General features: G+C 67.1%; 23 protein-coding genes. 10 read left to right on the forward strand and 13 right to left on the reverse strand.

Going from position 1 to position 24,955, the window contains the following annotated elements; genetic code table 11:
* Positions 1-186: 186 nt before the first annotated feature.
* Positions 187-1,215, reverse strand: coding sequence for a hypothetical protein (locus BBJ41_RS33615; protein WP_156814961.1), 1,029 nt, complete (start codon positions 1,213-1,215; stop codon positions 187-189).
* A 121-nt stretch (positions 1,216-1,336) separates the two neighbouring features.
* Positions 1,337-2,020: a TetR/AcrR family transcriptional regulator gene (locus tag BBJ41_RS33620; protein ID WP_069750652.1), complete on the reverse strand. Its 684-nt coding sequence runs from the start codon at positions 2,018-2,020 to the stop codon at positions 1,337-1,339.
* 133 nt (positions 2,021-2,153) lie between these two features.
* Here BBJ41_RS33620 and shc point away from each other — a divergent pair, with 133 nt between their 5' ends.
* Together shc and BBJ41_RS33630 are read left to right on the forward strand one after the other, a co-directional pair.
* A complete protein-coding gene (gene shc, locus BBJ41_RS33625; protein ID WP_069750653.1) occupies positions 2,154-4,136 on the forward strand; it encodes a squalene--hopene cyclase in 1,983 nt (660 codons plus the stop codon).
* Positions 4,137-4,405: 269 nt separating this feature from the next.
* Positions 4,406-5,317: a LysR family transcriptional regulator gene (locus BBJ41_RS33630; protein WP_069750654.1), complete on the forward strand. Its 912-nt coding sequence runs from the start codon at positions 4,406-4,408 to the stop codon at positions 5,315-5,317.
* 77 nt (positions 5,318-5,394) lie between these two features.
* Here the strand turns inward: BBJ41_RS33630 and BBJ41_RS33635 are convergent, their stop codons facing one another.
* The 4 genes from BBJ41_RS33635 to BBJ41_RS33650 form a co-directional block, all read right to left on the reverse strand.
* Positions 5,395-5,811: an SRPBCC family protein gene (locus BBJ41_RS33635; RefSeq protein WP_069750655.1), complete on the reverse strand. Its 417-nt coding sequence runs from the start codon at positions 5,809-5,811 to the stop codon at positions 5,395-5,397.
* Between the two features lie 14 nt (positions 5,812-5,825).
* On the reverse strand, positions 5,826-6,845 hold the full coding sequence (locus BBJ41_RS33640) for an aldo/keto reductase (protein WP_069750656.1): 1,020 nt from the start codon (positions 6,843-6,845) through the stop codon (positions 5,826-5,828).
* Positions 6,846-7,147: 302 nt separating this feature from the next.
* Entirely contained in the window at positions 7,148-7,810 is a 663-nt protein-coding gene (locus tag BBJ41_RS33645) for an ankyrin repeat domain-containing protein (protein ID WP_069750657.1), read from the reverse strand.
* A gap of 77 nt (positions 7,811-7,887) precedes the next feature.
* A complete protein-coding gene (locus tag BBJ41_RS33650) occupies positions 7,888-8,739 on the reverse strand; it encodes a helix-turn-helix transcriptional regulator (RefSeq protein WP_069750658.1) in 852 nt (283 codons plus the stop codon).
* Positions 8,740-9,009: 270 nt separating this feature from the next.
* Here BBJ41_RS33650 and BBJ41_RS33655 point away from each other — a divergent pair, with 270 nt between their 5' ends.
* The 3 genes from BBJ41_RS33655 (at position 9,010) to BBJ41_RS33665 (ending at position 11,590) form a co-directional block, all read left to right on the forward strand.
* On the forward strand, positions 9,010-10,128 hold the full coding sequence (locus BBJ41_RS33655) for a polyamine ABC transporter substrate-binding protein (RefSeq protein WP_069750659.1): 1,119 nt from the start codon (positions 9,010-9,012) through the stop codon (positions 10,126-10,128).
* Between the two features lie 77 nt (positions 10,129-10,205).
* Entirely contained in the window at positions 10,206-10,577 is a 372-nt protein-coding gene (locus BBJ41_RS33660; protein WP_069750660.1) for a cupin domain-containing protein, read from the forward strand.
* Between the two features lie 131 nt (positions 10,578-10,708).
* Positions 10,709-11,590 carry a LysR substrate-binding domain-containing protein gene (locus BBJ41_RS33665; protein WP_069750661.1) on the forward strand — a complete coding sequence of 294 codons (882 nt, stop codon included), beginning with the start codon at positions 10,709-10,711 and terminating at the stop codon, positions 11,588-11,590.
* 18 nt (positions 11,591-11,608) lie between these two features.
* Here BBJ41_RS33665 and BBJ41_RS33670 read toward each other — a convergent pair whose 3' ends face one another.
* The 5 genes from BBJ41_RS33670 to ampC all read right to left on the reverse strand — a co-directional run bounded on the left by BBJ41_RS33670 (position 11,609) and on the right by ampC (position 18,342).
* Positions 11,609-12,295, reverse strand: a complete 687-nt coding sequence (locus BBJ41_RS33670) for a histidinol-phosphatase (protein WP_069750662.1) — start codon at positions 12,293-12,295, stop codon at positions 11,609-11,611.
* A 154-nt stretch (positions 12,296-12,449) separates the two neighbouring features.
* Positions 12,450-14,588 (reverse strand): phosphocholine-specific phospholipase C, encoded by a 2,139-nt coding sequence (locus BBJ41_RS33675; RefSeq protein ID WP_069750663.1) that lies wholly within the window; start codon positions 14,586-14,588, stop codon positions 12,450-12,452.
* Between the two features lie 37 nt (positions 14,589-14,625).
* Complete coding sequence (locus BBJ41_RS33680) at positions 14,626-14,889, reverse strand: hypothetical protein (RefSeq protein WP_069750664.1); 264 nt, start codon at positions 14,887-14,889, stop codon at positions 14,626-14,628.
* A gap of 12 nt (positions 14,890-14,901) precedes the next feature.
* Entirely contained in the window at positions 14,902-17,013 is a 2,112-nt protein-coding gene (locus BBJ41_RS33685; protein ID WP_083282095.1) for a LamG-like jellyroll fold domain-containing protein, read from the reverse strand.
* A 159-nt stretch (positions 17,014-17,172) separates the two neighbouring features.
* On the reverse strand, positions 17,173-18,342 hold the full coding sequence (ampC, locus tag BBJ41_RS33690; RefSeq protein ID WP_069750665.1) for a class C beta-lactamase: 1,170 nt from the start codon (positions 18,340-18,342) through the stop codon (positions 17,173-17,175).
* Between the two features lie 616 nt (positions 18,343-18,958).
* Between ampC and BBJ41_RS33695 the strand changes: the two genes are divergently transcribed.
* Genes BBJ41_RS33695 through BBJ41_RS33705 form a run of 3 tightly spaced genes read left to right on the forward strand, consistent with a single transcriptional unit; the run spans position 18,959 to position 23,024 of the window.
* Positions 18,959-20,245 carry a hypothetical protein gene (locus tag BBJ41_RS33695; RefSeq protein ID WP_069750666.1) on the forward strand — a complete coding sequence of 429 codons (1,287 nt, stop codon included), beginning with the start codon at positions 18,959-18,961 and terminating at the stop codon, positions 20,243-20,245.
* On the forward strand, positions 20,239-21,021 hold the full coding sequence (locus tag BBJ41_RS33700; RefSeq protein ID WP_069750667.1) for a DUF1266 domain-containing protein: 783 nt from the start codon (positions 20,239-20,241) through the stop codon (positions 21,019-21,021). Before BBJ41_RS33695 ends, BBJ41_RS33700 begins: the two co-directional genes overlap by 7 nt.
* 14 nt (positions 21,022-21,035) lie before the next feature.
* On the forward strand, positions 21,036-23,024 hold the full coding sequence (locus tag BBJ41_RS33705; RefSeq protein ID WP_236872198.1) for a DUF4034 domain-containing protein: 1,989 nt from the start codon (positions 21,036-21,038) through the stop codon (positions 23,022-23,024).
* A 35-nt stretch (positions 23,025-23,059) separates the two neighbouring features.
* Here the strand turns inward: BBJ41_RS33705 and BBJ41_RS33710 are convergent, their stop codons facing one another.
* Together BBJ41_RS33710 and BBJ41_RS33715 are read right to left on the reverse strand one after the other, a co-directional pair.
* Entirely contained in the window at positions 23,060-23,872 is an 813-nt protein-coding gene (locus BBJ41_RS33710) for an alpha/beta fold hydrolase (RefSeq protein WP_069750669.1), read from the reverse strand.
* Between the two features lie 87 nt (positions 23,873-23,959).
* Entirely contained in the window at positions 23,960-24,418 is a 459-nt protein-coding gene (locus BBJ41_RS33715; protein ID WP_069750670.1) for a hypothetical protein, read from the reverse strand.
* Between the two features lie 85 nt (positions 24,419-24,503).
* Here BBJ41_RS33715 and BBJ41_RS40855 point away from each other — a divergent pair, with 85 nt between their 5' ends.
* Positions 24,504-24,689 (forward strand): hypothetical protein, encoded by a 186-nt coding sequence (locus BBJ41_RS40855; protein WP_208457482.1) that lies wholly within the window; start codon positions 24,504-24,506, stop codon positions 24,687-24,689.
* A 125-nt stretch (positions 24,690-24,814) separates the two neighbouring features.
* Positions 24,815-24,949, forward strand: coding sequence for a hypothetical protein (locus BBJ41_RS41950; protein WP_006767081.1), 135 nt, complete (start codon positions 24,815-24,817; stop codon positions 24,947-24,949).
* Positions 24,950-24,955 lie beyond the last annotated feature (6 nt).

A 24,955-nucleotide genomic window follows, 5' to 3' on the forward strand; every position in this document is an offset into this window, starting at 1 on the left:
CTCTCCGTCGATGGCCCAGAAAGCAAAAACCCGCCTTCCGGGCGGGTTGTGATCGCATGCATTCAGTCGATGGCTACCCCGCCGGCACAAGTGCGGCGCGAATAATCGAAGAGGTATGCGATCGGGTCATGCGCACCAGCATAGCCAACTGCGCGATCGCGGACAAGCGGGTTCGAACAAGGCGAATCATGGCCACCGGCTCGCCTTCTCGTCCAGCCCGCGCGCAGCAAGGCTCACCTTCGCGGCGTCATTCCATTTCCTGCTGCCCGAAAACAAGCTGACGGAACGCGTTGCCGGGAACCAGTCGCGATCACGCAACGCATCCATGTCAAGCGCAACGCACGACGCGTGGAACTCTCGCAAGCGGTCCTGCCTATCCAGTCCAGGCAATCCGGCCAACGTCCGGCAATTGAACAGCCACAGCCGCTCCAGCTTCACGCCCGCCAGGTCGAGTCGCGAAAGCTGCAGCTGATCCTCGACACGCAGCGCGGAAAGCGAAGGCAGGCGCGACAGATCGCCCAACGTGGAAAGCCCGCGCACGCGCAGAATCTGCAGCATCTCGATCGTGGTGCTCGACAGGTCGTCGATGTCATCGCGACCGCCCAGGATCAACGTCATTTCCCGCAGGTCCGGGATGGCCGAGACGAAGCCAAGCGGATGCTTTTTCGCGTAGGAACCGAGCGTCAGTTTGCGCAGGCCGGGCAGGCTTGCAATCGTGTCGATGCCCTTCGAATGGTCGTGGATGAACAATTCGCTCAGCGATCCGCACCGCGCCAGCGGCGACAGATCGATATTCCGCTTCCGGTTTTCAACCAGCACAAGCCGCTCGAGTTGGCCGAGATCGATCGTGTCGAGGAAGTCGGGACGATTCAGGTTGAAAACCCCGAAGCCCAAACGCTTCAGCTTGGGCAGCAGGCCGATTGCTTCCTCGTTCGCGATCTCGGAAAGGCAATCGACGGAAAGATCGCGCACTTCAGGCAAGTCGCGCAGCGAAGCCGCATCGAACCGCGCCCCGTAGTGGCCGTAAAACCGGACCTGAAGGCGGTCCCCGGCGAGCCGGCAGGCTTCATTCAGCGATTGCAGGATCACCGGGTCGTAGGCGTCGGGCGTGCTGAACTGGACCACCAGTCGCCCGTGCTGCCCGCAAGCCTCGACGATCTCGACCGGCGAAAGCGTTGTCGGGTCGTTTATCCTGCCACTGCTCATCTGCAGCATGCGTCCCCCTGCGATTCGGTTCCGGTTTCGCCATGAGGCGGCCATGAGCGGCATCCTCGCGCGTCCCGACGTCAACGCTGAATTGCGCCGCCACAGCGTAGCGCCAACCCGGCGACACGCACTATTTCGGAAACACCCCCCTGCTCATCGCATCCAGCTGCCGAACGATCTCCCCGCGCAACTCGTCCGATATCTCGACACTGTCCAGCAATTCCGAAATCCACAGCCCGTCGGCCGCGAGCCGGCAGATCATCAGCGTCGCCGCCCGCTCCATCGGCACCGGATCGGGCCGCGTCCATTCCCGCATCGGCACCGACCAACGCGCGCGCGTCTCCTGCTCGGTAATCATCGACGCGACCAGCACGCGAAGCACGTCCGCGCTCGCGGCCGGTTGCGCCGCATCGAGCACCGCGTGCAGGTAGGCCCGCGCCGCCGCGCCGTCGCCGCCGGAATCCGCGGCGACCCGCGCGGCCATCTGCCCGGCAAACCGCTCGGTCGCCTGCCCGAACAGCGCATCCAGCAACCCCTGCTTGTTCGCAAAGTGGTATTGCAGCGCGCCTTTCGTCACGCCGGCACGCTCGGCCACCGCATCGAGCGTCAACGCGGCCACGCCTTGATGCGTCGCGATTTCCGATGCGGCCGCCAGCAATTGCGCGCGCACCTGATCCGGCGCTTTTTTGCGGCGCACGCCGGTAGTGGCGGCGGCCGGCGCCGATGATCCTTCAGGCGCCCGTGCGACGGCCGTTCCAGCCGGTTCGACAGGCGCGGAAGCGTTGCGCGGCACGGGTTCGAGGCGTTTTTTCATGGTGCGGATGGTAGCACCCGATGGTCTCGATATAAACATTCCGGCCGGATGGTATGATCCGCCGCATGAACAAAATGCCCCTTCCCCCTGGTCCGCGCTCGACACCGCCATCGCCCGTGGACGCGACGCGCTCGTGCGTCTTCAGCAGCCCGACGGCAGCTGGTGTTTCGAACTCGAATCCGACGCGACGATCACCGCGGAATACATCCTGATGATGCATTTCATGGACAAGATCGACGACGTGCGCCAGGAGAAGATGGCCCGCTACCTGCGCGCGACGCAGCGGCTCGACACGCACGGCGGATGGGCGCTGTACGTCGACGGCGATCCGGACGTGTCGTGCAGCGTGAAGGCGTATTTCGCGCTGAAGGCGGCCGGCGACAGCGAACACGCGCCGCACATGATCCGCGCGCGCGACGCGATCCTGAAGCTCGGCGGCGCGGCGCGCTCGAACGTGTTCACGCGCATCCTGCTCGCGACGTTCGGCCAGGTGCCGTGGCGCGCGGCGCCGTTCATGCCGATCGAATTCGTGCTGTTCCCGAAGTGGGTGCCGATCTCGATGTACAAGGTCGCGTACTGGGCGCGCACGACGATGGTGCCGCTGCTCGTGCTGTGCTCGCTGAAGGCAAGCGCGCGCAATCCGCGCAACGTGTCGATCCGCGAGCTGTTCGTCACGGCGCCCGAAGCGGAGCGCCGCTACTTCCCGCCTGCAAGCGGCATGCGCAAGCTGTTCCTCGCGCTCGACCGCACGGTTCGCCATATCGAGCCGCTGTTGCCGAAGGGCCTGCGGCAGCGCGCGATCCGGCATGCGGAAGCCTGGTGCGCGGAACGCATGAACGGCGAGGACGGGCTCGGCGGCATCTTCCCGCCGATCGTGTACAGCTACCAGATGATGGAAGTGCTCGGCTACCCGGACGACCATCCGCTGCGGCGCGATTGCGAAAACGCGCTCGAAAAGCTGCTGGTCACGCGGCCGGACGGCAGCATGTATTGCCAGCCGTGCCTGTCGCCGGTGTGGGACACCGCATGGAGCACGATGGCGCTCGAACAGGCGCGCGGCGTGGCGGCGCCGGAAGCCGATGAATCGGCCGGCACGCTGCGCGAACTCGACGAGCGCATCGCGCGCGCCTACGACTGGCTGGCCGTGCGCCAGGTGAACGACCTGCGCGGCGACTGGATCGAAAACGCGCCGGCCGAAACGGAGCCGGGCGGATGGGCCTTCCAGTACGCGAACCCGTACTACCCCGACATCGACGACACCGCGGTCGTCACCGCGATGCTCGACCGTCGCGGCCGCACGCATCGCAACGCGGACGGCACGCACGCGTACGCGCCGCGCGTCGCACGCGCGCTCGACTGGATGCGCGGGCTGCAATCGCGCAACGGCGGCTTCGCGGCGTTCGATGCCGATTGCGACCGCCTGTACCTGAACGCGATCCCGTTCGCCGATCACGGCGCGCTGCTCGATCCGCCGACGGAAGACGTATCGGGCCGCGTGCTGCTGTGCTTCGGCGTCACGAAGCGCGATGCCGACCGTGAATCGCTCGCGCGCTGCATCGACTACGTGAAGCGCACGCAGCAGCCCGACGGCAGCTGGTGGGGCCGCTGGGGCACGAACTACATCTACGGCACCTGGAGCGTACTGGCCGGCCTCGCACTCGCCGGCGAGGACAAGTCGCAACCGTATATCGCACGCGCGATCGACTGGCTGCGCGCGCGGCAGCATGCGGACGGCGGCTGGGGCGAAACGAACGACAGCTATATCGACCCGAAGCTGGGCGGCACGAACGGCGGCGAAAGCACGTCGAACTTCACCGCGTGGGCGCTGCTCGCGCAGATGGCGTTCGGCGACTGCGAATCCGACTCGGTGAAGCGCGGCATCGCGTATCTGCAGTCGGTGCAACAGGACGACGGATTCTGGTGGCACCGTTCGCACAATGCGCCGGGCTTTCCGCGCATTTTCTACCTGAAGTATCACGGCTACACCGCGTACTTCCCGCTGTGGGCGCTTGCGCGTTATCGGCGCCTTGCGGGCGCCGCGGCGTCGCAAAGCGCGGCCGCGCGCGGCGCGGCAACCGTGTCGGCCGTGGCAACGACCGACACGGCAGTCGCGTGAATGCCTGAATGACAACGCGCCGGGGCGCATGCAGCGCACCCGGCGCGGCGGCTATCAAATGGCCGCTCACCGCCGATTCACGCTTCCTCCTTCTCCCTTCCCCTTCTCCCGCATCCTGGCGAACGCGTCGCCACCATCAACCGTGCTGCGACAGGGACTTCGCCGGATAAAAGCAATCGGACCCGGCAAAAAAGTGACCTCCATCCGGGTTGCATGAATAAGTCCCACCGAGACATAATTCACAAAACTTGAGTCTCAAAAGGTCTTATATGCTCGACATCCGCCAACTTCAGTATTTCATCGCGGTCGCGGAAGAAGAACACGTCGGCCGCGCGGCCGAACGCCTGCATATTTCGCAATCGCCGTTGAGCCGCCAGATCGCGCAACTCGAAGAGAAGCTCGGCCTGACGCTGTTCGAGCGCAGCCAGCAGCGCATTCGCCTGACGCGTGACGGGCGCACCTTCCTGAGCGAAGCGCAGGCGTTCCTGCGCCACGCGAACCGGCTCGAAGCGCTCGCGCGCCGGCTCGGCCGCGGCGACGAAGGCGGCCTGTGCATCGGCTACCTGGAAACGGCCACGCACTCGGGCGTGCTGCCGCGCGCGCTGAAAACGCTGCGCGCCGACCGCCCGGCCGTTCACATCGCGCTGTACAACTATCAATCGGCCGCGCAACTGGAAGGCTTGCGCGAACGCAGCCTCGACATCGCGCTCGTCACCGAGCCGCCCGCGCCCGACGATCCCGAACTCGATTCGATGATGGTGCTGAACGATCCGATGCTGCTCGCGATGCCCGACGGGCACCCGCTCGCGAAAAAGAAAACGCTCGTGGCCGACGATCTCGCCGCGCAGGCGTGGATCGGCGTGACGCAGCAGGAAAGCGCACCGCGTCATGGCGCATTCGTCGCGGCCTGCGCGAAGGCCGGCTTTTCGCCGGACATGTCGGTGGAGGCGACCGAGCCGCTCGCGGCGCTCGGGCTCGTCGCCGCCGGGCTCGGCGTGACGATGATCCAGCAGAGCCTGCGGCACCAGGTGCCGGAAGGCGTCGTGCTGCGCGAGCTGCCGTGGTTCAGTTACCGCACGCCGCTGTGGGCCGCGTGGCACAAGGTCAACCTGCGGCCGCTGGTCGGCGTCTTCCGCGAAATCCTGACCGGCGGCGAGGGGGCCGCGGCGGCCGGCAAATGAACCCGTGAAGAACCCGTGAATGCGCGGGGCGCCGTTGTATCGCGACGCCCCGCTTGCCAGCCGCGCGAGCCGCGCAGTCAGGCCGCAGCGAACCGACTGGCCAGTTCCGCGAGACCGTCTTCGTAGATACCGCGGAACAGTTGCACGGTTTCGTCGTCGGTCGCGCCGTGCGGCGTGAACGTGCCCGACCACTCGACCTGCGACGCATTCGGGCCGTTCTCGCGCACGCGCAGCGTGGAGCGATAGTTCACGACCGGAAACGGCGCTTCGAGGATCGCATACGTGTAGCTGCGCGCCGCTTCGTCGAATGCGACGAGCCGTTCGACGATCGCGTCGCCGGTCGGGTTCGCGAGACGCCGCACGCGGCCGCCCGCGCTCAGTTCGCTGTCCGGAATATACGACAGCCAGTCGGGCAGCGAACCGAAGCCGCCGATCAGTTGCCAGACCGTATCGGCCGAAGCCGCGATCTCGATGTGTGCATTGGCGTGTGCCATGTCGTCACCTCGCCTCAACGATCGATCGGCAGCGGTGCGTCGGCTGCCACCAGGCCTTGCTCGCGCATCTCGCGCCAGAAGTCGGCCGGAATCGCCACGTTCAGCGCGGCCTGGTCCTCCGCGATCCGCTCGGGACGGCTGGCGCCCGGAATCACTGCGGCGGTGGCCGGATGCGCCATCGAGAACTGCAGCGCGGCGGCCTTGATCGGCACGTCGTAGCGCGCGGCGATCGCCTTGATGCGTTCGACCTTCGCGAGGATTTCCGGCGAGGCCTTCTGGTATTCGAAGTGCGTCCCGCCCGCGAGCACGCCCGAGCTGTACGGGCCGCCGACGACGATCCCGACGTTCTTCGCGGCTGCCGCCGGCATCACGCGTTGCAGCGCGCGCTCGTGATCGAGCAACGTGTAGCGGCCGGCCAGCAGCATGCCGTCCGGCTGCGGCTCGGCAAGATCGAGCACCAGCTCGATCGGCTCGACACGGTTCACGCCGAGGCCCCATGCCTTGATCACGCCTTCTTCGCGCAGCTTGCCCAGCACGCGGAACGCGCCCTTGCGCGCGACTTCGAATTGCGCGAGCCATTCGTCACCGTAGAAATCCTGTGCGATGTCGTGCACCCACACGATGTCGAGGCGATCGGTACGCAGGCGCTTCAGGCTGTCTTCGATCGAGCGCAGCGTCGCGTCGGCCGAATAATCGTTGACGAGGCGGTTCGGCCGACCGTGTTCGAACAGCCCGCCCTTTTCGCCGAGATCGCGCGCCGATACGTCCTCCACTTCGTCGAGGATCAGGCGGCCGACCTTCGTGCTGAGCACGTATTCGTCACGCGGATGATGCGCAAGCGCGTCGCCGAGCCGAATTTCGGCCAGGCCGGCGCCGTAGAACGGCGCGGAATCGAAATAGCGGATGCCGTGTTGCCACGCAGCCTCGACGGTGGCCGCGGCCTCGGCGTCGGGGATATTGCGGAACATGTTGCCGAGCGGAGCGGTACCGAAACCGAGGATCTTGTTGCCGGGCAGCGTGCCTTTGAGACTCATGATTTTCTCCAGGAATGAGGAAAGCGAGTTCAGTCTAGGGAGACGGGTTAAGTCTGTCCAAGACGGAATTCGACACACTTGAGTCCCGCGAGGTCTGATTGGCGAAAATGATGCCCGTGTCGATCATGTGCGTCGGCACGTCAGTCATCGGTAACGCCCGGGCAGCAAGGCTTCCGCCCGAATTCATGCTCGATTCGTGATTCAGGATCAAAAATCATTTGTGCCGGCAGACGCTTTTCCCTAGCGATCAAATACCCATATTGGTGGCGCACGCAACGATATCGGCGTGGTTGCGGTTCACGTCAGACGAACCCTTCTTCGACCAGCGTGCAGCCGTTCGCGGTGATCTCGTGCCGCTGGCCCGAGCCGCCGACCACGCGGCTCCAGCTGCTGGACACGAGCACGGCCGCATCGCCGTCCGTACGCAGCGCATAGCCGAATCCGCCATACATGCCCGGCACAGCAAACCACATGTGATCGGCCTGCGTGTCGAATTCGAGCAGCGGTTCGAGTTCGGGCAAGCGCAGTGCGTCGACGCGCAGGTGCGCGATGCGGCCGACGATCATGGCGTGGAAATGGCGCTGGATTTCGCGCAGTGCGCCATCGGGCACGAAGCGTTTCGGCTGCGGCGTCAGCAGATCGACCAGATGCCGATGCCCGCGCGCCACCGCAATATCGACCGCGCGCGAGCGTTGCGCATCGCGCAGCATGCGCCACGCACCGAGCCGCAGCAGTTCGGCGGCGACCTCACGCGGCGCGCCGCCGTAAGCGGCCTGATGCAGCGGCGTATAAAGCGACGTGCCGCCGGGCCTCGTCGCGTTGACGAGCGAGGAATCCTTCGCGACGAGATCCAGCATCGTCGCCCAGTTGCCGCCCTTCGCCGCGTCGGCCAATGCGTGCCGGCGTGCGACCTCCGCATCGCCGAGCACGCCGGCGCCCGTGATTCCGTCCCATGTGATGCTCAATCGGTGTTCCTCGTGTGTCGCGTTTGCGTAACGCGTCGACCGCTCGTCCTCAGCATTCGCCGACCATGACCGTACGATCACGCGTCGCTTCTGCGGACCGACGACGCGTCGAGCGCATCATGATCCAGCAGCAGGTTCAGCAACTGGCGGCGCGATTCGATGCCGAGCTTCGCGAACGCGCGGCGCGCGTACGTGTCGATCGACGACGGCCGAATGCCGAGTTCGTGCGCGATATCCTGCGTCTTCCTGCCGCGAATCAGCCGGGCACATACTTCCGACTCGCGTGACGTCAGTTTCTCGAACACGCGGGTCAGCCGTTGCGCGGCGATGCTTTCGCCGGTGCGCGCCGCGTCCGCATCGGCCGGCCGATCGCCGACGATCCGCCGATGCGCGACGGCCAGCGGCAACACGATCAGCGCGACATGCCGGACGATGCTCAGCTCCTTGAGCGTAAACGGCGGCAGCCGCCGCGCGCGGCATACCGACAGCGCATAGGTGAGCTCGTCTACGCGATACGTGACCACGCACTCGTCGTGAATATCCTCGCTGTCGTAAAACGCGCGACGAATCTCGGGGTTCAACCGCAGCGTCGACAACTGCAGCAACTGCGTATCGCGTTCGCCGCGGATACAGTCGAACGTCGTATCGATCTGCGCGAAATCGCGGTAATAGTGCGTCATCGTGCGCTCGATCTGGTCCGGGTACGTTCCGTAACTGCCGATCCAGCCGACCCGGCGATCGAGCAGCGATTCGTCCTCGTAATCCAGATGAATGGAATCGCAATCGACGATACGCGTCAGGTTCTCGAATACGACCGCGACGAAATCCGGCGATCCGATCGCACCGGCCACGGCCGACAGCGCGTCGGACATGAACACGAGTTGGCCCAGCTGGATATCGATCGTCGCGTCGGCTTCATGGTCGGTCATACGATGCACGGAAGAATGGGACGGTTACCGTTACCACGCCAAAAGTGCGTTGCCAATTCCCCGCGCGGGTTTCCGGCGCGTACCGCCGTGCGGCTGTACGGATTTCATGGACAGACAGCCGGAAAGCCGCCGCATACAGTCATTCCCGATATCCGGCGAGGCCCGCCAGTGCGTCCCCGGTTCGAAGCGAACCGTCGCGAGCCTCATCGACAGCCCCGCGGCGCGCGTGCGCAATGCAGCGCCCCGCCCTCGTTTCGAAAGGGAGTGACCATGATCGTCCGCGTTTTTCGTCTCGCCTTCCCCGTCGCCATCGCGACCGCCGCATGCTTCGCGTCGCTGTCGGCCACGCCCGCCCGCGCGTCGGACGCCGAGTTGAACGTCTACAACTGGTCCGAGTACATCGCGAAAAACACGATCCCCGACTTCCAGAAACAAACGGGCGTGCGCGTGCGCTACGACGTCTACGACAGCGACGACACGTTGCAATCGAAGCTGCTGGCCGGGAGTTCCGGGTACGACATCGTCGTGCCGACCTCGAACTACATGGCCAAGCAGATCCAGGCCGGTGTCTACCAGAAGCTCGACAAGACGAAACTGCCGAACCTGGCGAATCTCGACCCCGCGCTGATGAAGAAGATCGCCGAATCCGATCCCGGCAACCAGTACGGCGTACCGTGGGCCTACGGCACGGACGGCGTCGGCTACAACGTGCAGGCCGTCAGGAAGGCGCTCGGCGAAGGCGCGCCGCTCGACAGCTGGGCACTGGTGTTCGATCCGGCCAACGTGTCGAAGCTGAAGAGTTGCGGCGTGTCGTTCCTCGATGCGCCGGACGACGTGTTCGCCGCCGCGCTCCAGTACCTCGGGAAGGACCCGAACAGCAAGAGCCCCGCCGACTATCAGGCGGCGTTCGAGATGCTCAAGAAGGTGCGTCCGTACATCACGCAGTTCAACTCGTCGGGTTACAACAACGATCTCGCCAACAACGACGTCTGTGTCGTGCTGGGCTGGTCGGGCGACGTCAGCGTCGCGCGCCGCGAAGCGGCGGCGGCGAAACGCGGCTACGAGATTCGTTATGCGAACCCGAAGGAAGGCGGCATCCTGTGGTTCGACGTGATGACCATCCCGAAGGATGCGCCGCATCCGGAAGCGGCATTGCAGTGGATCAACTACATCGAGGACCCGAAGGTCAACGCCGACATCACCAACGAGATCTACTATCCGAGCGCGAACAAGGCGGCGCATCAGTACGTGACGCCGGCCGTCGCGCACGATCCGAACGTCTACCTGAGCGCCGACGTACTCGACAAAATGGCGCTCTCGAAGCCGCGTTCGGCGGAAATCGCGCGACTCGAGAACCGGCTGTGGCAACAACTGAAAACCGGCAACTGACCAGGCCGGCCGCAAATATGGAATCATGCGAACGCGCCGTCGGCGCGTTCACTTCAATTCGACGAACCCTACCCACCATGATCGACGTTTCATTGATTACCGACGCGCTCACCCCGAGCGGCGAGCCGACGCAGTACCGCGTGTCGCCCGAGAAGCTGATTTCAGGCGATCCGCTGCAGACGCTCACGCCCGGCTTCGCGAGCCCGTGCGGCCGTTTTTCGACCGGCATCTGGGAAAGCACGCCCGGCTGCTGGCACGTTGCCTACACCGAAGCGGAATACTGCGAGATCCTGGCAGGCACGTCGGTGATCACCGACCTGGAAGGCAACCGCAAGACCGTTCGCACCGGCCATCGTTTCGTGATTCCGCCGGGTTTCCGCGGCACCTGGGAAGTCGTCGAACCCACGCGCAAGATCTTCGTCGCGTACGACGAACAGCCGCCTCAGTAAGCCCCGCTGCTGCGTCGGCCGGCGGGTACCGCGCAACATTGCGCCCCAATTTGCCACGCCGTTCCACTGCAATGACACGGAATTGACACGCGCGACCGGTAAGTTCCGCTCGTCTCGTTCCGTGTCCCGCCATGCTTGCCCTGCTTCTCGCCGCCTTCTACGAAACCGCCCGCCAGGGCAGCGTGACCGCGGCCGCGAAGCGCCTCGACGTGAGCCAGCCGACGATCACGTCGCGCATTCAGCAGCTCGAACGCCATTACGGCGTCGAGCTGTTTCATCGCCGCGGCAACCGTCTCGATCTCAGCGACGCGGGCGCGTCGCTGATGCCGATGATCGGCCAGATGCTGCAGATGGAAAACGACATCGATTTCGCGCTGCGCAACGAGCGCGAACTGCATACCGGCAACCTGCGCGTCGGCACGACCGGCCCGTTCTACATCCTGCCCGCGATCGCCGCGTTCCGGCGCCAGTATCCGGCCGTGAAGATCAGCGTCGAGATCGGCAATTCGCAGCAGGTGCTCGATGCGCTCGTCGATTTTCGCGTCGACGTCGCTGTGTCGTCGCAGCGCGACGACGATCCGCGTTTCGTGCGGCATACGATCGCGAACGATCCGCTCGTGCTGGTCGTGCATCGTTCGCATCCGCTCGCCGCGCGCGATGCGACCACGCTCGCCGCACTGGCCGGCGAGACGCTGCTGCTGCGCGAACCGGGCTCGCGCACGCGCGCGTTGATGGAACACGTGCTGAAGCACGCGGGCCTCGGCCTGCCCGCGAACGCGATCGAGCTCGGCAGCCGCGAAGCGATTCGCGAAGCCGTGCGGCACGACATGGGCAGCACGCTGATGCCGCGCGGCGAGGTCGGCGCGCATCCGGAGTTGCGCGCGATCGCGCTCGCCGACGACATGCCGCCGATGCACGAATACCTGTACTACCTCGACGCGCGCGCCGATACGCGGCTGATCACCGCGTTCATGGCCAACGTCGAACGCCTGCACGCGCCCGAACCCGCGTAACCGGGCACGTGCCCGAACTCACACCGTCTCGAACAGCTCGGCGATCTGCCAGCCGCGCGCCGTCGCGAGCGCGCGCAACCGCTCGTCCGGATGAGTTGCGACCGCATCGGTGACTTTCTCGAGCAGCGGCACGTCGTTGTGCGAATCGCTGTAGAACCAGCTTCGTTCGAAGTCGGACCACGCGAAGCCTAGCGACGCGAGCCATGCGTCGGTGCGCACGATCTTCCCTTCCCGATAGCTCGGCACGCCGGCCGGCCGCCCCGTGTAACGCGAGTCGGGGTGACCGTCGACAGTCTCGAGCTCGCACGCGATCAACGCGTCGATGCCGAACGCGTGCGCGATCGGCCGTGTGATGAACGCGTTCGTCGCGGTGACGATGCAGCACAGGTCGCCGCGCGCGCGGTGATGACGCACGAGATCGAGCGCGGCCGGCGCGATCGCGGGCCGCACGACGTCATCCATGAAGCGCGCGTGCCAGTGTGCGAGCCGTTCGCGCGAATGACGCGCGAGCGGCGCGAGCATGTCGCACAGGTGCGCATGGATGTCGAGCGTGCCGGCCGCGTAACCGGCTGAAAACGCCGCGTCGATACGCGCGAATTCGGCCGCGTCGACGAGGCCGTGTTCGACCATGAAGCGGCCCCACGCCTGGTCGCTGTCGAACGGAATGAGGGTGAAGTCGAGATCGAAAAGCGCGAGTTGCGTCATCGAATAAAGCGTTATGTGAAGGTGAAAGTGAAAGCGAGCCGACAAAAAGGACGCGGCCCCGCCGACGCGAGGCCGCGCGCAAAAAACCGCCGGCGCGAGTCGGCCGCGCCGGCGGAAGCCGGTGATGCGACGCCGGCCGCGCGGCCGGCGTCGATCAGCTCGACACGCCCATCGCCGGATCGCTGATGCTGTCCTTGCCGGTCTCGACTCGGCCCGCGAAGCGGCGCACGAGGCCATTCTCGGCCGCGAGCGTGAAGTCGTACCAGCCGCTCGACGCGGCGAGCGTCCAGTACGGCTCGACCTGCATGCCGGCCGGCACCGAATAACTCCACGGGCCGTCGGTGCGATACGCGTTCGACGTGACCGTCACCTGGCTCGCCGCATTGCCGACGTTCATGATCGTCAGGTACACGGCGTCGTTCGCCGGGTCGTAGCACACGCGAATCTCCGGCACGGGCCCGCTCGCCGCCTTCGCGACGTTGCCCTGGAATTCGCGCAGGAAACCGTTCGGCCCGAGCACCCACAGGTCGTAGTTGCCCGCGTCGTCGGCCACCGCGCGCCACGAATCCGACAACTGCTTGCCCGCTTCGACCGTATAACGGCGCGGCGCGCGATCGAGATGCAGCTTGTCGTACACATGGAACACCGCGCCGACCGTGCCCGTGTTGCTGAACGTGAGCCACAGCAGCCCGCCCGACACGTCGGCGCTCGCGCTCGTATGCAGCTCGTACGGCAGCGCGCGCGACGGCCGCGTGCCCGGCGGCTGCACCGGCATCTGCTGCGCGCCGACCGACGGCACCGGCACCGCGCCCATCAGGCTCTGCTGCACGTGCTGCGCGTCGGCGGCGGCCTTGGTCGGCGCCGGCAGCGACGTCGTCGGGTTGCCGTTCGGGTTCCTGAAGTTGAACGCCGACGTCATGTCGCCGCACACCGCGCGGCGCCACGGGCTGATGTTCGGCTCCTGCACGCCGAAGCGCTGCTCCAGGAAGCGCAGCACCGACGTATGGTCGAACACTTCCGAGTTGACCCAGCCGCCGGTACTCCACGGCGACACGACGAACATCGGCACGCGCGGGCCGGGCCCGTACGGGCGGCCGTCCGGCGCGAGCGGCGACGAATCGCCGGGCGGGTTCGGCAGCGTGAAGTATTCGTACTGCGTCGTCACGGTCGACGCGCCCGCATACGTGCCGTCCGCATTGCGCGACGGCGCGTTCGGCGGCGGCATGTGATCGAAGAAGCCGTCGTTCTCGTCGTAGTTCACGAACAGCACGGTCTTGCTCCACACGTCGGGGTTCGCGGTCAGCGTGTCGAGCAGCCGTTGCAGGTAGTACGCGCCCTGCCCCGGCGTCGATGCGCCCGGGTGCTCGCAATACGCCTGCGGCGACACGATCCAGCTCACCTGCGGCATGCGGTTCGCGGCGATGTCGTCGGCGAGCGCCTGCAGGAAACCGCCGTCGGGCATCGTGTTGCCGATCCCCTTGTACAGCGGCGACAGCGCTTCCATTGCGCTCGTGTACGGCGCGTTCGGCGAACCCGGCACGGTCTCGTTGACCTTGCGGAACGTCGCAAAGCCCGCGAGCGGGTTGTCGGTGTAGTTGTCCGGCATGTTCTGGTAGACCTTCCAGCTCACGCCGGACGCCTGCAGGCGCTCCGGATAGGTCGTCCAGGTCAGGCCCGTCTTCGACGAGCCGAGGCCGTCCCAGCCGTCGTTGTTCACGACCGCCGTGTTCGATCCCGTCGGGCCGTTCGTGCCGGTCCACAGGAAGATGCGGTTCGAGTTGGTGCCGCCGTGCAGCGAGCAGTGGTACGCGTCGCAGACGGTGAACGCATTCGCGAGCGCGAAGTGGAACGGCAGGTCGGACTGGCGCAGGTAGCCCATCGACGCATCGCCCTTCGACGCGGGCCACGCGGTCATCCGGCCGTTGTCCCACGCCGTATGCGAATCGGTCCACGAATGCGCGCCGCCGACGAGCAGCGCATTGCCCTTCGTGCTGTCGAGATAGAACGGCAGCACCGGTCGCTTGCCGTCGCTTTGCTGCCAGACCGGCGTGCCGCCCGGCTGCGGGATCGTCAGGCGATCGCCGAAGCCGCGTACGCCGGGCATCGTGCCGAAATAATGGTCGAACGAACGGTTTTCCTGCATGAAGATCACGACGTGCTGGACGTCGTTGATCGTGCTGGTCTGGTTGTTCGCGGGAATCGCGAGCGCGCGCCGGATCGCCGGCGGGAACATCGAGAGGGCCGCGCTGCCGGCGGCGGCACGGAGAAACGAACGGCGGTCGATGGAAGTCATGATCGAGAAGGAAGGTCGTCCCGGAAAGGCGCGCGCGTTACGGCGCGCAGCGCAGCTGCGAGTTCAGCGACGGCGACTGCAGCGCGGTCGTGCCCGATGCGGGGCACGGGCCGGCGCCCGGCAGCGCGACGATCGGCACGGGCGCGCTCGCGCCGCCCGCGCCTGCCGGCGCGGCGTTCGCCTTCGCGGCGCTCGCGGGCGTGCCGCTCGACGCGTCATCGCCGCCGCACCCGGCAACCAGCGCGCTCAGCACGCAGGCGGCGAGCGCGACGCGCACGCGGCGCAGGTGGATCGTGTTCATGTGATGGCTCCGTCAGTGAAGGATCGTCGACAGCGGCTTGCCCGAGCCCGCGACCGACTGCAATTCGGTTTCGGTCACGACGCGGTTCCACATCGCGACGTCGGAGAAGCTCTCGACGTTCGGCTTGACCGTCGTGCACGCATTGACCGTGTAGCCGCCGCTGTAATGGCTCGCCGGATAGCCGCACGCGAGCATGTGGTACTGGCCCGTGCCGTCCTCGTTCACGCCGAACGTCTTCGTGCCGAGGCCCGGCAGCGCGCTCGCCGATACCGTGAGCGGCGTGCTCTGCTTCTGCTCGCCGAGCACCGGGTCGAACGTGTAGGCCGTCATCGTCTTGCCGACGGTGTCGATCACGAACGCTGCATACACCCACTGGTTCGCGGTGACGCTCATCGTCTTCAGGTCGTTGCGGTTGCTGCCGTCGCCCGCGTTGTACTGGATGTTGCAGGTGCCCGACGGCGCGCCCGACGCCTGCGGGAACAGCCCGATCGCGATGCCGGGGTTCTTGCCGCTCTGCCAGTTCTTGTTCGCGAACACCGGCGTGCCGAAGCCGACGACGTCCGTGCACGGCGTCTTCACCCACATGCCGATCGTGAATTGCGCCTGCGTCGCGATGTCGGCGTTCTGCACGAGCTTGTAGCCGTCGTAGCCGTTCGTGTCGACGGTCTGCGTCGTCACCTGCAGCGCCTGCCCGCCGAACGGATCGGCGGCGAGCGAGCCGCCGTTCGCGGCGGCAGAGAACGGGCCCATCGTGCTCGCGTTCAGCGCGTCGACGGCCGGCAGCGCGCCGAACGGGTAGTACGACGCGAGGCCGTTCTTCAGCGTCGTCGCGAGCGGCGGGGGCGGGGGCGGCGGCGGCACGTACGCGATCCGCGCGATGCTGCCGACGCTCGCGCCGCCGGCCGTCACCACGTAGTCGAAGCTGTAGGTGCCGGCCGCGGTCAGGCCGAGATTGCTGTCGGTATAGGTCGTCGTGCCCGCGGGGAGCGTCGCGATCTGCTGGCCCGCGCGGTAGATCGCGATCGCGCCGCTCGACGGCGCGGTCCACGTCAGCACGACGCTGTGGCCGTCGGTGCTCGTCGTGCCGGCGAGCTGCGACACCGGTTGCGCGCCGATCAGTTCGCCGCCGTCCATTTCATACGCGGACGGCGCGGGCAGCGCGCCGAATTGCGCGAGCACGGTCGGCGCGATATCGGCAATGCTTGCGCGCGTGCGCAGGTCGGCCAGCGACGCCGGTTGCGCGCTGCTGCCGAGGCGCCCGTTGTCGGCCTGGTTCATCGCGATGAAGGTCGTCGATTCGGACAGCAGCGGCAAGCCGTCGCTGCCGCCGGCCGCGTTCAGGCCGTGGCCGCCGGTGACGACCACCAGCCAGTTCTCCTTGTTGCGCTTCGCGGTTTCGGCGACGAGCGCGCCGACGGCCGCATCGAGCTGCTTCAGCGTGTTCGCATACGCCGATGCGCCGAGGCCGTAATTCAGCGCCGCATCCTGCGCAGAGTGGTATTGCGCGACGACGAGCGCATAACCCTGCTGGATCATCGTCGTGCTTTGCTGCGTGACGCAGTTGTCGACCGCCGCGCAGTTCGCGAGCGTGTCGAGGCTGCCCGCGTTGCGCCCGGCGCTCAGCAGCGACGCGAGCACCGGCGACCCGACGGCCGCGCCGAGCAGGCCCGCGTTCGCGGTCTTCAGTGCGTCGAATGCGGTCGGCGCCTGCAGCGCCTGGTTCGGCGCGTCGGACAGCACCTGGTGGCGATTGCCCCACGCGCCGGTGAGCAGCGTGGCCCAGCTCGGCGTGTCGAGGTTCGGCTGCTGCGACGGCAGCCCGTTGACGCCGCCGCTGTACGCGGGTGCGACGTGCAGCTTCGCGAGATTCGGCAGCGTGCCGCCGGCGATGCCGGCCGCCAGCGCGGCGTACGTGAGCCCGTCGAGCTCGATCACGAGCGCGCGGTTCGCGACCTGCTGGCCCGGCGGCGTACCGTCGTTGCCCTTGCCGTTGTCGGTGCCGCCGGCCGCGTTCGTCGCCGTGCTGCCAGCGCCGGTCGTGCCGTCCATGTTGCCGCCGCACGCGCCGAGCGCGCCGACCAAGGTCAGCCCGCACAGCAGCCGCGCGAGAGTGGTCTTCCGCATGTTTCCCCCTGATTGGAATATCCGGACACGCCCGGCGATCTGCCCGGATTCTGCTCAGGGGATGCGATGCGCGTATTTCGTTTTGCAGAAGCGCGCCGATACAGGTATCAGTTTTTTTGGGGCGGGCCCGGCGGGCGCGCCGGCCGGGCGGCGGAAACGTTACCGCCCGTCGCCGAGCGACCCGAGGATCTGGTAAGCGACCTTCACGCGATCCTCGATCGGGAAGCTGCGGTTCGCGAGCATCACGATCGCGATCCGTTTCGCGGGGACGAATGCGACATACGTGCTGAAACCGTTGGTCGAGCCCGTCTTGTTGATCCAGGTGTTGCTGTTCGGTGCGAGCGGCGGCTTGATCGCACTGGCGGGCGTCGCGTTGAACAACATCTTCGGCGCGTTGCCTTCGAGCAGCGTCGGCAGCGCAACCGGGTACGGATACTGTTCCCAGATCAGGTCCTGCGTCAGCGGCCCCGCGCGGAAATAGCCGGTGTGCGTGCGTTCGATCGCGCGCTGCAGCCGCGGCGCCGTTTCGACCAGCCCCATGTTCGCCTGCACGAAACGCAGCAGGTCGGCCGCCGTGGTCCGCACGCCGTACGCCTCCTGCCACAGCATGCCGCCCGTCATCCGGATCGGCTTGCCGTCCTGCGTATAGCCCTGCGCATAGTCGGCCGTGCGCGCGTCGGGCACGTTGATGTACGTATGCATCATCCCGAGCGCGGGGAACAGCCGCTGCTCCATCAGCGCCGCGAAATCCTTGTGCATCGCCTTCGCGGTGAGCCTGCCGAGCATCCCGATCGCGACGTTCGAATACGTGCGGCGCGTGCCCGGCGCATACGCGGGCCGCCACGCGTCGAGATAGCGCATCAGGCCGGCTTCGTCGCGGATGCCGTCCGGCACCTGCAGCGGCATGCCGCCGGGCGTATGCGTGCCGAGCTGGAGCAGCGTCACGACGCCGAACGGCTTGCCCTGCAGCGCGGGCAGGTATTTGCCCGCCGGGTCCGTGAGCGACAGCTCGCCGCCCTCCTGCGCATCGGATGCGAGCGTCGCGGTCAGCGTCTTGCTGACGGAGCCGATTTCGAACAGCGTGTCGCCGGTGACGGGCTTGCCGGTTTGCGTCGACATCACGCCGTAGTCGAACACGTAGGGCTTGCCGTCGGCGACGACGCCGATCGCCATGCCGGGAATCGCGTACTGCTTCATCAGCGGCGCGACGTGGCGGGTCACGGTGGCGTGGAGGTCGTCCTGCGTGAATGCGGCCGCGCGGCCGGCCGTGGCGGTGGCGCACGCGGCGACGAACAGGGTCGCGGCGAAGCGTGTCGCGTTGAATCGCATGGGTGCGGTTCCTTTTTATGTCGGATGGTTGCATGAACAACAGATCCGGTCGCACCGCGCGGCGATCACGGCGGCCGGCCTGTCGAAGCAGGACTATCCGCTACCGGCCCGCCGCCAACAATCGACGATATGTTGCGCGAGCCTAAAGAAAAACTTATGAGATAGGCGAGGCATTCCGGAATACCCCGCTGCATTCCCGCATCGCTTACCGGTTCGCAGGGAAAACCTGTCGGTTTTAACAGCACTCAATCCGGCAATCGAATCGCGCCGAGTCCAGATCGGTGAAAAAGAGATAAGTCTTGTCAGATTCGCCAACGCCGGCACGCGGCGTGATTGATTCGCCTGCGCGGATCGCAGTAGACTCGCGAAAGCAAAAAATAAAATCCATCCTGAGAGAATCAATAATGAAGCGCCATCTTTCGATTACCCGCCTCCGCGTCATTGGCCGCCGCGCGGCCGCGTGATTTTCACGAGTCGACCGACATGTATCGGGCACCCGCGACGCAACCGCGCATCGCTCGCGCACGCGTTCGCCGTTTCGCTCGTGAGCCAAAAGAACATCCAGGGCTTCGCGCGCATCGCCCGCGCCCGCCCCGCCTGACCGGAGAGTGACCCCGTGACCGAAACCGTCACCGCGTCCGCCTATCGGCCGCGCGACGTCGTCAATGCGCCCGACATCAAGGCGGCCATCGCACGCCGCAGCGCCGAGCGCGGCGACCCGGCCGACATCCTCGCGTGGCTCGGCAACCATTTCTTCCGCTGGGTCGTCGGTGCGTTCGAGCAGGCGCAGCCGCTCGATTCGCTCGCCGATTACCGCGCGCTCGCCGGCGCCGACCAGCCGCCGCCCGACTGGCTCGTGCGCCGGTTCCGCGTGCAGCCGGCATCCGGCGCGGCGGCCGCGCCTTCGCAGCCGGCCACCGCCGAACCGAAACCGCTCTACTTCATCGATCCCGAGCACATGCTGCTGATCGACCGCGAACGCGTGCTGGTCGAATTCCTGCGCTCGCGCGCCGGCACGCGGCTCGCGCAAAAGCTGCAGCGCATCACGTGCACGATGGCGCTCGACATGTGGGAGCGCGAGCACCAGCGGATGCAGGCGCGCCGCGACAGGGGCTGGGTGCCGAGCAGCGGCCTGGCGCTGCGCGAAGTGCTGCGCACGCCGAACGGGATCGTCTTCGAATTCGCCGGCGATCACGCGGCGCTGCGCGAGGAACTGGCCTACGAGTCGTACTACATGCAGCATTGCCTCGGCCAGTTCGCGGATCGCCGCCGGCTGCGCGGCGGGTACGGCGAACAGTATGCGCAGGCGGCGCAGGACGGCCGGCTGCGCCTGTTCACGCTGCGCGGCGCGGGCAACCAGCCGCACGTGACGATCAGCCTGTCGGTGACCGGCGACGGCCTGCGCATCGACCAGATCAAGGGCAAGCAGAATCGTCATCCGGTGCGCCGCTATGCGGACGACGTCCGCCAGTTCCTGCGCATGCTCGCGCCGCGCGGCGAGCGTCATCCCGATTGCGAAGGCATGGGCCTCGTGTTCGAGCCGGAGACGCCCGGCGCGGCCGCCGGCGAATGGACGTTCGTCACCGACGTGCGCTCGCCCGACCACCTGCTGAGCGTGATGAGCGAGAACTTTCACCTGATCGAACATTTCCCGCAGCCGCCGGCCGTGCTGCAGTGGCTGCTGCTGCGCAACGCGCCCTATGCGCTCGGCCAGCTCAGGCAGATCGATCCGGCCGTCGCGGCGGCCGCGCGCCACGCGTTGCCGGCCGATGCGCTGGCCGCCGCGCGCGAGCCGGACGCGCCGCCAGCCGCCGCGTTCGCGATCGAAGGCATTCCGATCGATCCTGCGCTCTGCGCGGCGCTCGTGTTTCCCGCGACGGCGGACGGGAGCCCGGCATGCTGAAGCTGCTGATCGGCGCGGCCGTGCTGTGGCTCGTGTGGTACGTGTGGCGTTCGTTCCGGATCGCCGCGCGAATGGTGCGTGAAGTCGATGCCGACCAGGCCGCGGGGGCCGAAAGCGCGGTGCCGGTGCGGCCGACCGCGGCGGTATCGCTTGCGCGCACGCTCGCCGACCAGGCGCCGCCGAATCGCCGCCGCTGGGCGCTCGCGCTCGCCGACATCCTGCTGATCCGCAACGGGCTGCGCACCGATTGCGACGACCTCGTCCATGCGCTGCCCGACACGCAGCGCGAACAGCTCGCCCGCCAGTTGCGCCGCGAACTCGACCTGCCGGCCGATCTCCCCGAGTGGCAGATCGTGCAGCGCGTACCGGCGATTCTCGCGGGCTGGATACGCGGCGTCGGCCGCTCGCACGAAGGTTTCTACGAGCAGCTCGCCGCGCAAGGCCGCGTGCGCGACGCACTGGCGTTCGATTGCGCACGCACCGCGTTTCTCGTGCGCTGCATCGCGCTGCTCGGCTGGGCGTCCGAACAACAGGCGTGGGTCGTGCTGCTGCTCAATGCGCAGCGCGCACAGGACAGCTTCGACAGCTGGGAAGACTTCGGGCTCGCGTACGCGCGTGCGCGCAAGCACTGGCTGCGCGGCAGCGGCCAGGACGGCCCCGCGTCGTCGCGCGCCACGCAGGAAGTGCGCGAGCACCTGCGCAATCCGTCCGGAAACTGGCTTTCGCTGCCGTGGAAGCGCTACCGCATCTTCGATCCCCAACCCGTTTCGTCATGACCGCCGATACCGACATGTCCTCCGCTCCCGCCGACCTGATTCCGCCCGCGAAGTCCCCGTGGTTCATCTGCGACGTCGACGCGCTGCTGCGCGCGGGCGACTATGCCGCGCTCGACACGCAACTCGATGCCGCGCTCGCCAACAGCTTCGCCGACCGCACCGCGGAAGCGCTGTACGTCGACGCACTGCCGGCCGACGTGCAGCCCTGCATCGAAGCCGGCGCCGAAGGGCTCGCGCGCCTGCGCGCATGGCAGGCCGCGAACCCGTGCTCCGCGCACGCATGGCTGTGCGAAGCGCATTACTGGCACCACTGGGCTTACCAATACCGTGGCTCCGGCTGGGCCGAGACGGTTACCGAAGCCGGCTGGATCTGCGCGCACGCGTGCGCGGCGCTGACGATCGTCGCGGCGCTGCGCGCGCTGGTGCTCGCGCCGACGATGTGGAGCGCGCCGAAGGTGATCTTCACGAGCGTGTCGTCGTTCGACGAGCCGGAGTGGCTGACGCAGCTCGTGCAGCAGCGCCGCTGGCCCGTGACCGAGCTGCACCTGAACGTCGGCGCCGACGACGAGGCCACGCGCGCGGAACTGCCGGGCATGCTCGCGCGTTCGGGGTTGAACCCGGACGTGCCCGTCGCCTGCCCGGCCGAATTTCCGGAAGCGCTGCCCGGCCCCGTGCAGGGCAAGAAGCTGCGCAAGGGCAAGTGGTACTGGATGGAAGCGACGCTGCACATCCACCCGAACCAGTTCTTCTCGATGCGCACGTTCATCTGGTACATGCAGCCGCGCTGGGGCGGCTCGCACGATCACGTCCGCGCGTTCGTCGATTCCGATGCGTGCGCGCACCTCGACGCAGTCGAGAAGGACCGTCTGCGCCACGAGATCTGGCGCGACGAATACTACGGCGAGACGCTGGAGCAGGACGACGACTCCGAAGACGCACGGCGCGCAATGGCCGACACGCTGGCACGGGCCGAAGCGGCGATGCATCCGTATCATCGCTGGGAAACGCTGTACTGGCTGGCCCACGCGCACTACATGCGCGATGAATCCGCGCAAGGTTATGCGCGCCTGCAGGAGGCCGAGCGCCATCATCCGGTCAACGACAACGCTGCGATGGCGGTCGCGATACGACTGATGCTCGACGCCGATCCGCAAGGAAGCTGGCTCACCGGCGCGATCGAACGGGCGTCCGACGCCCGCACGTGTACGGCCGCCATGATCCTGCGCGGCTACGGCCATCGCGCAGGCGCATTCGGCTTCGCCCGCGACGATGCGCGCGGCGCAGCCTGGCTGGAGGCCGCGCGTGTCAACGAGCCGGCGTCGCTCGCGTGGAACCAGCTCGCGTACGCGCTGTGCAGCGGAGGCCGGCGCGCCGAGGAATCCTTCGCGATCTGCCAGCTCGGCTACGAGGCCGGCGGCGACTCGTGCGAGTACCTGCTCGGGCGCTTCTACGAGGATGGCATGCACGTCGAGACCGATCTGTACAAGGCCGCGCACTACTACCGCCAGGCGATGGATGACGGCGGCAACATGGGCGCTTACAAGCTCGGCTACATGTATCACTACATCGGCAAGGCCAGCAAGGACGAAGCCGAACGCCAGCGCATGAAGATCGAGGCCGTCGAGGCGGCGCGCAAAGCGCACGAGATGGGGCACACCGACGGTCTCGAATGCTTTCTGATGTTCATCGGCGATCTCGACGACATTCCGTCCCGCCATCGCTACATCGGCGAACTGCGTCGGCATGCGGAAGGCGGGCATCCGGCGGCGATGGCCGCGCTGTCGGGTTTCCTCTGTGACAGCCGCGACAAGTCGCTCTACAACTACCGCGAAAGCGTGCGCTGGATCATGGGCGCACAGGCCGTCGCGCCCGACGACGAGTACGTGGTCAACATGACGCGCTCGCACCACGAGGACGGCATGGTCGGCAAGCTGCTGTACAAGCTGCACCGCAAGCAGATCAAGGCGCACGAAATCCCCGGCGCCGACAACGCGATGGTCTGAGCAAGAACGACGAACGCGCGCGCGGGCCGCGCGCGTCAGCCCGGCAGCCGGTCGAGAAAGGCCAGCACCGCCGCGTTGAATCGCGCGGGCCGCTGCAGCGGCGCGAAATGGCTCACGCCGGGCAGGATCGTCAGGGTCGCGCCCGGAATCGTGCGCGCCAGATACGCCGCATGTTCGGGCCGGATGAATTCGTCGTGCTCGCCCAGCACGATCGTCACCGGCACGGCGATCGCCGCGAGATCGCGCTCGGTGTAATTCGGTTGCGTGCGCATCATTTCACTGACGGCCGCGACGAACGCGTCGAACTGGTCCGGCGTTGCCGAGCGCTGCGCGTAGTCCTTCCGGTGTCGCGCGAAGCAGCGGTCGAGCAACGGGCTCGGCGCGATTTCCTTCGTGCCGCCCGGGTCCATGTTGCAGGCGAAGAAAAACACGCCGGCCGCACGCGCCGGCGCACGGGCGGCCAGCACGAGCGCGATGCACGCGCCGTCGCTCCAGCCGACGAAGCGCGCGCGCTCGACGTGCAGCGCATCGAGCACCGCGAGCACGTCCGACGCCATGCGTTCGTAGGAATAGGGTTGATCGTCGCGCGTGCTGCGGCCGTGGCCGCGGCTGTCGATCAGGATCGCGCGGTAGCCGGCCGCGAGCAGTGCCGGCACCTGGTTGCCCCAGTTGCCGGCGTGGCCGAGGCCGCCGTGCAGCAGCACGACCGGCGCGCCCTGGCCGAACGACGCGTGCCAGATGCGCGCGCCGTCGTGTTCCAGCCACCCTTCGGTGTCGGCCGCCGGCAGCGGCGTGCCGCCGTGCGCGTCGAAGCGGACGAGTTCATCGTCGTCGAATTCCGCATTCATCGTTCTTCCGTCCTGTAGAGGGAGACGCGCTTGCGATTGTAATCCGTACGACGAAAGCGGCCGCGACGATCGCGCGGCCGGAAACCGTCACGCCTGCGTCGACACCAGCCCACCCGAAGACGAGCCGCCCTCCTTCTCGATCGCCTGCGCGAGCTGCGAGATCGCCGTCGCGAGCGCCCCCGAGATCGCGCCGGCTTCCGCGCTCAACGACTGCTGTTCAATTGCGGCGGCCGGGTCGTCCTTCGCACGCTGCGCGGCGCTCGCCATCTGCCGCTCCAGCGTCGCGAGCTCTTTCTGCAGCCGGTCGATCAGCGCCTTCAACTGGGCGATCCCCGGGTTCTCCGACGACGCGCCCGATGCGCCGAGCGTTTCGCCGGTCGCGCCGGTGCCGTCGGTCGAGCCTTTCGCTGCGGTCGTGCCGGTCGCACTCGTGGTATCCGTGCCGCCGTCAGCCGACGACGACGCGGCACCCGGCGTGTTCGTGTTCGCGGTCGCGCTGCCGTTCGCCAGCGGGGCGCGCGTGGTCGTGGAGAAATCGATCTGCATCGTGTCGGTCCTTGTGCAAGTAAGCGAATCGTGACGGGAACGGAAAATACCTTCCAACTCGTTTACGGCATTCGTCACACGAAACTTGAGCGCTGTGGCCGGACCGATTTTTGCGGTGAATTCCGGTGTTTTCGCCGCGAAAGGGCCAGAATGGCGCCGCGACGGCGCTGTTAAAATTGCCGTTTTTCCGGCCGGACCCGCGCGGCGCCCTTCGGGCGCGATCGCGCAGGCCGCCGGTTTCGACTCCCGCCCGTTCGGGCGCGGCACCTGATGCGTGCCGTGCCGCGGTCGCGGCTTAGCGGGTCGCCTTCTCCGTCCGCCTTCGTTCGCTGCTCGCCGGTTCGAGCGGCGCACGCCGTGCGGCGCGCAATTCATCACGCATTCGAGGAACACACGATGGCCCGCATCGGCGCCTTCTGCATCACGACGTGGCTCGCCGCCGCGATTCTCTACTTCGGCCAGCACTCCGTTGCGATGATCGTGCTCAGCGGTGTCGTCGTGTTCGGCGGGTTCGATCTGCTGCGGCCGTAACTGCGT

The organism is Burkholderia stabilis (assembly GCF_001742165.1).
Lineage (GTDB): Bacteria > Pseudomonadota > Gammaproteobacteria > Burkholderiales > Burkholderiaceae > Burkholderia > Burkholderia stabilis.

Excerpts from the sequence above, each read along its gene's own strand:
- BBJ41_RS33630 (WP_069750654.1), top strand. The coding sequence starts at position 4,406 with ATGCTCGACATCCGCCAACTTCAGTATTTCATCGCGGTCGCGGAAGAA.
- BBJ41_RS33670 (WP_069750662.1), bottom strand. The coding sequence starts at position 12,295 with ATGACGCAACTCGCGCTTTTCGATCTCGACTTCACCCTCATTCCGTTC.
- BBJ41_RS33710 (WP_069750669.1), bottom strand. The coding sequence starts at position 23,872 with ATGAATGCGGAATTCGACGACGATGAACTCGTCCGCTTCGACGCGCAC.
- BBJ41_RS33675 (WP_069750663.1), bottom strand. The coding sequence starts at position 14,588 with ATGACTTCCATCGACCGCCGTTCGTTTCTCCGTGCCGCCGCCGGCAGC.
- BBJ41_RS33650 (WP_069750658.1), bottom strand. The coding sequence starts at position 8,739 with ATGACCGACCATGAAGCCGACGCGACGATCGATATCCAGCTGGGCCAA.
- BBJ41_RS33665 (WP_069750661.1), top strand. The coding sequence starts at position 10,709 with ATGCTTGCCCTGCTTCTCGCCGCCTTCTACGAAACCGCCCGCCAGGGC.
- BBJ41_RS33615 (WP_156814961.1), bottom strand. The coding sequence starts at position 1,215 with ATGCTGCAGATGAGCAGTGGCAGGATAAACGACCCGACAACGCTTTCG.
- BBJ41_RS33700 (WP_069750667.1), top strand. The coding sequence starts at position 20,239 with ATGCTGAAGCTGCTGATCGGCGCGGCCGTGCTGTGGCTCGTGTGGTAC.
- BBJ41_RS33655 (WP_069750659.1), top strand. The coding sequence starts at position 9,010 with ATGATCGTCCGCGTTTTTCGTCTCGCCTTCCCCGTCGCCATCGCGACC.
- BBJ41_RS33660 (WP_069750660.1), top strand. The coding sequence starts at position 10,206 with ATGATCGACGTTTCATTGATTACCGACGCGCTCACCCCGAGCGGCGAG.
- BBJ41_RS33640 (WP_069750656.1), bottom strand. The coding sequence starts at position 6,845 with ATGAGTCTCAAAGGCACGCTGCCCGGCAACAAGATCCTCGGTTTCGGT.
- BBJ41_RS33705 (WP_236872198.1), top strand. The coding sequence starts at position 21,036 with ATGTCCTCCGCTCCCGCCGACCTGATTCCGCCCGCGAAGTCCCCGTGG.
- BBJ41_RS33620 (WP_069750652.1), bottom strand. The coding sequence starts at position 2,020 with ATGAAAAAACGCCTCGAACCCGTGCCGCGCAACGCTTCCGCGCCTGTC.
- BBJ41_RS33635 (WP_069750655.1), bottom strand. The coding sequence starts at position 5,811 with ATGGCACACGCCAATGCACACATCGAGATCGCGGCTTCGGCCGATACG.
- BBJ41_RS41950 (WP_006767081.1), top strand. The coding sequence starts at position 24,815 with ATGGCCCGCATCGGCGCCTTCTGCATCACGACGTGGCTCGCCGCCGCG.
- BBJ41_RS33685 (WP_083282095.1), bottom strand. The coding sequence starts at position 17,013 with ATGCGGAAGACCACTCTCGCGCGGCTGCTGTGCGGGCTGACCTTGGTC.
- ampC (WP_069750665.1), bottom strand. The coding sequence starts at position 18,342 with ATGCGATTCAACGCGACACGCTTCGCCGCGACCCTGTTCGTCGCCGCG.
- BBJ41_RS33715 (WP_069750670.1), bottom strand. The coding sequence starts at position 24,418 with ATGCAGATCGATTTCTCCACGACCACGCGCGCCCCGCTGGCGAACGGC.
- BBJ41_RS33680 (WP_069750664.1), bottom strand. The coding sequence starts at position 14,889 with ATGAACACGATCCACCTGCGCCGCGTGCGCGTCGCGCTCGCCGCCTGC.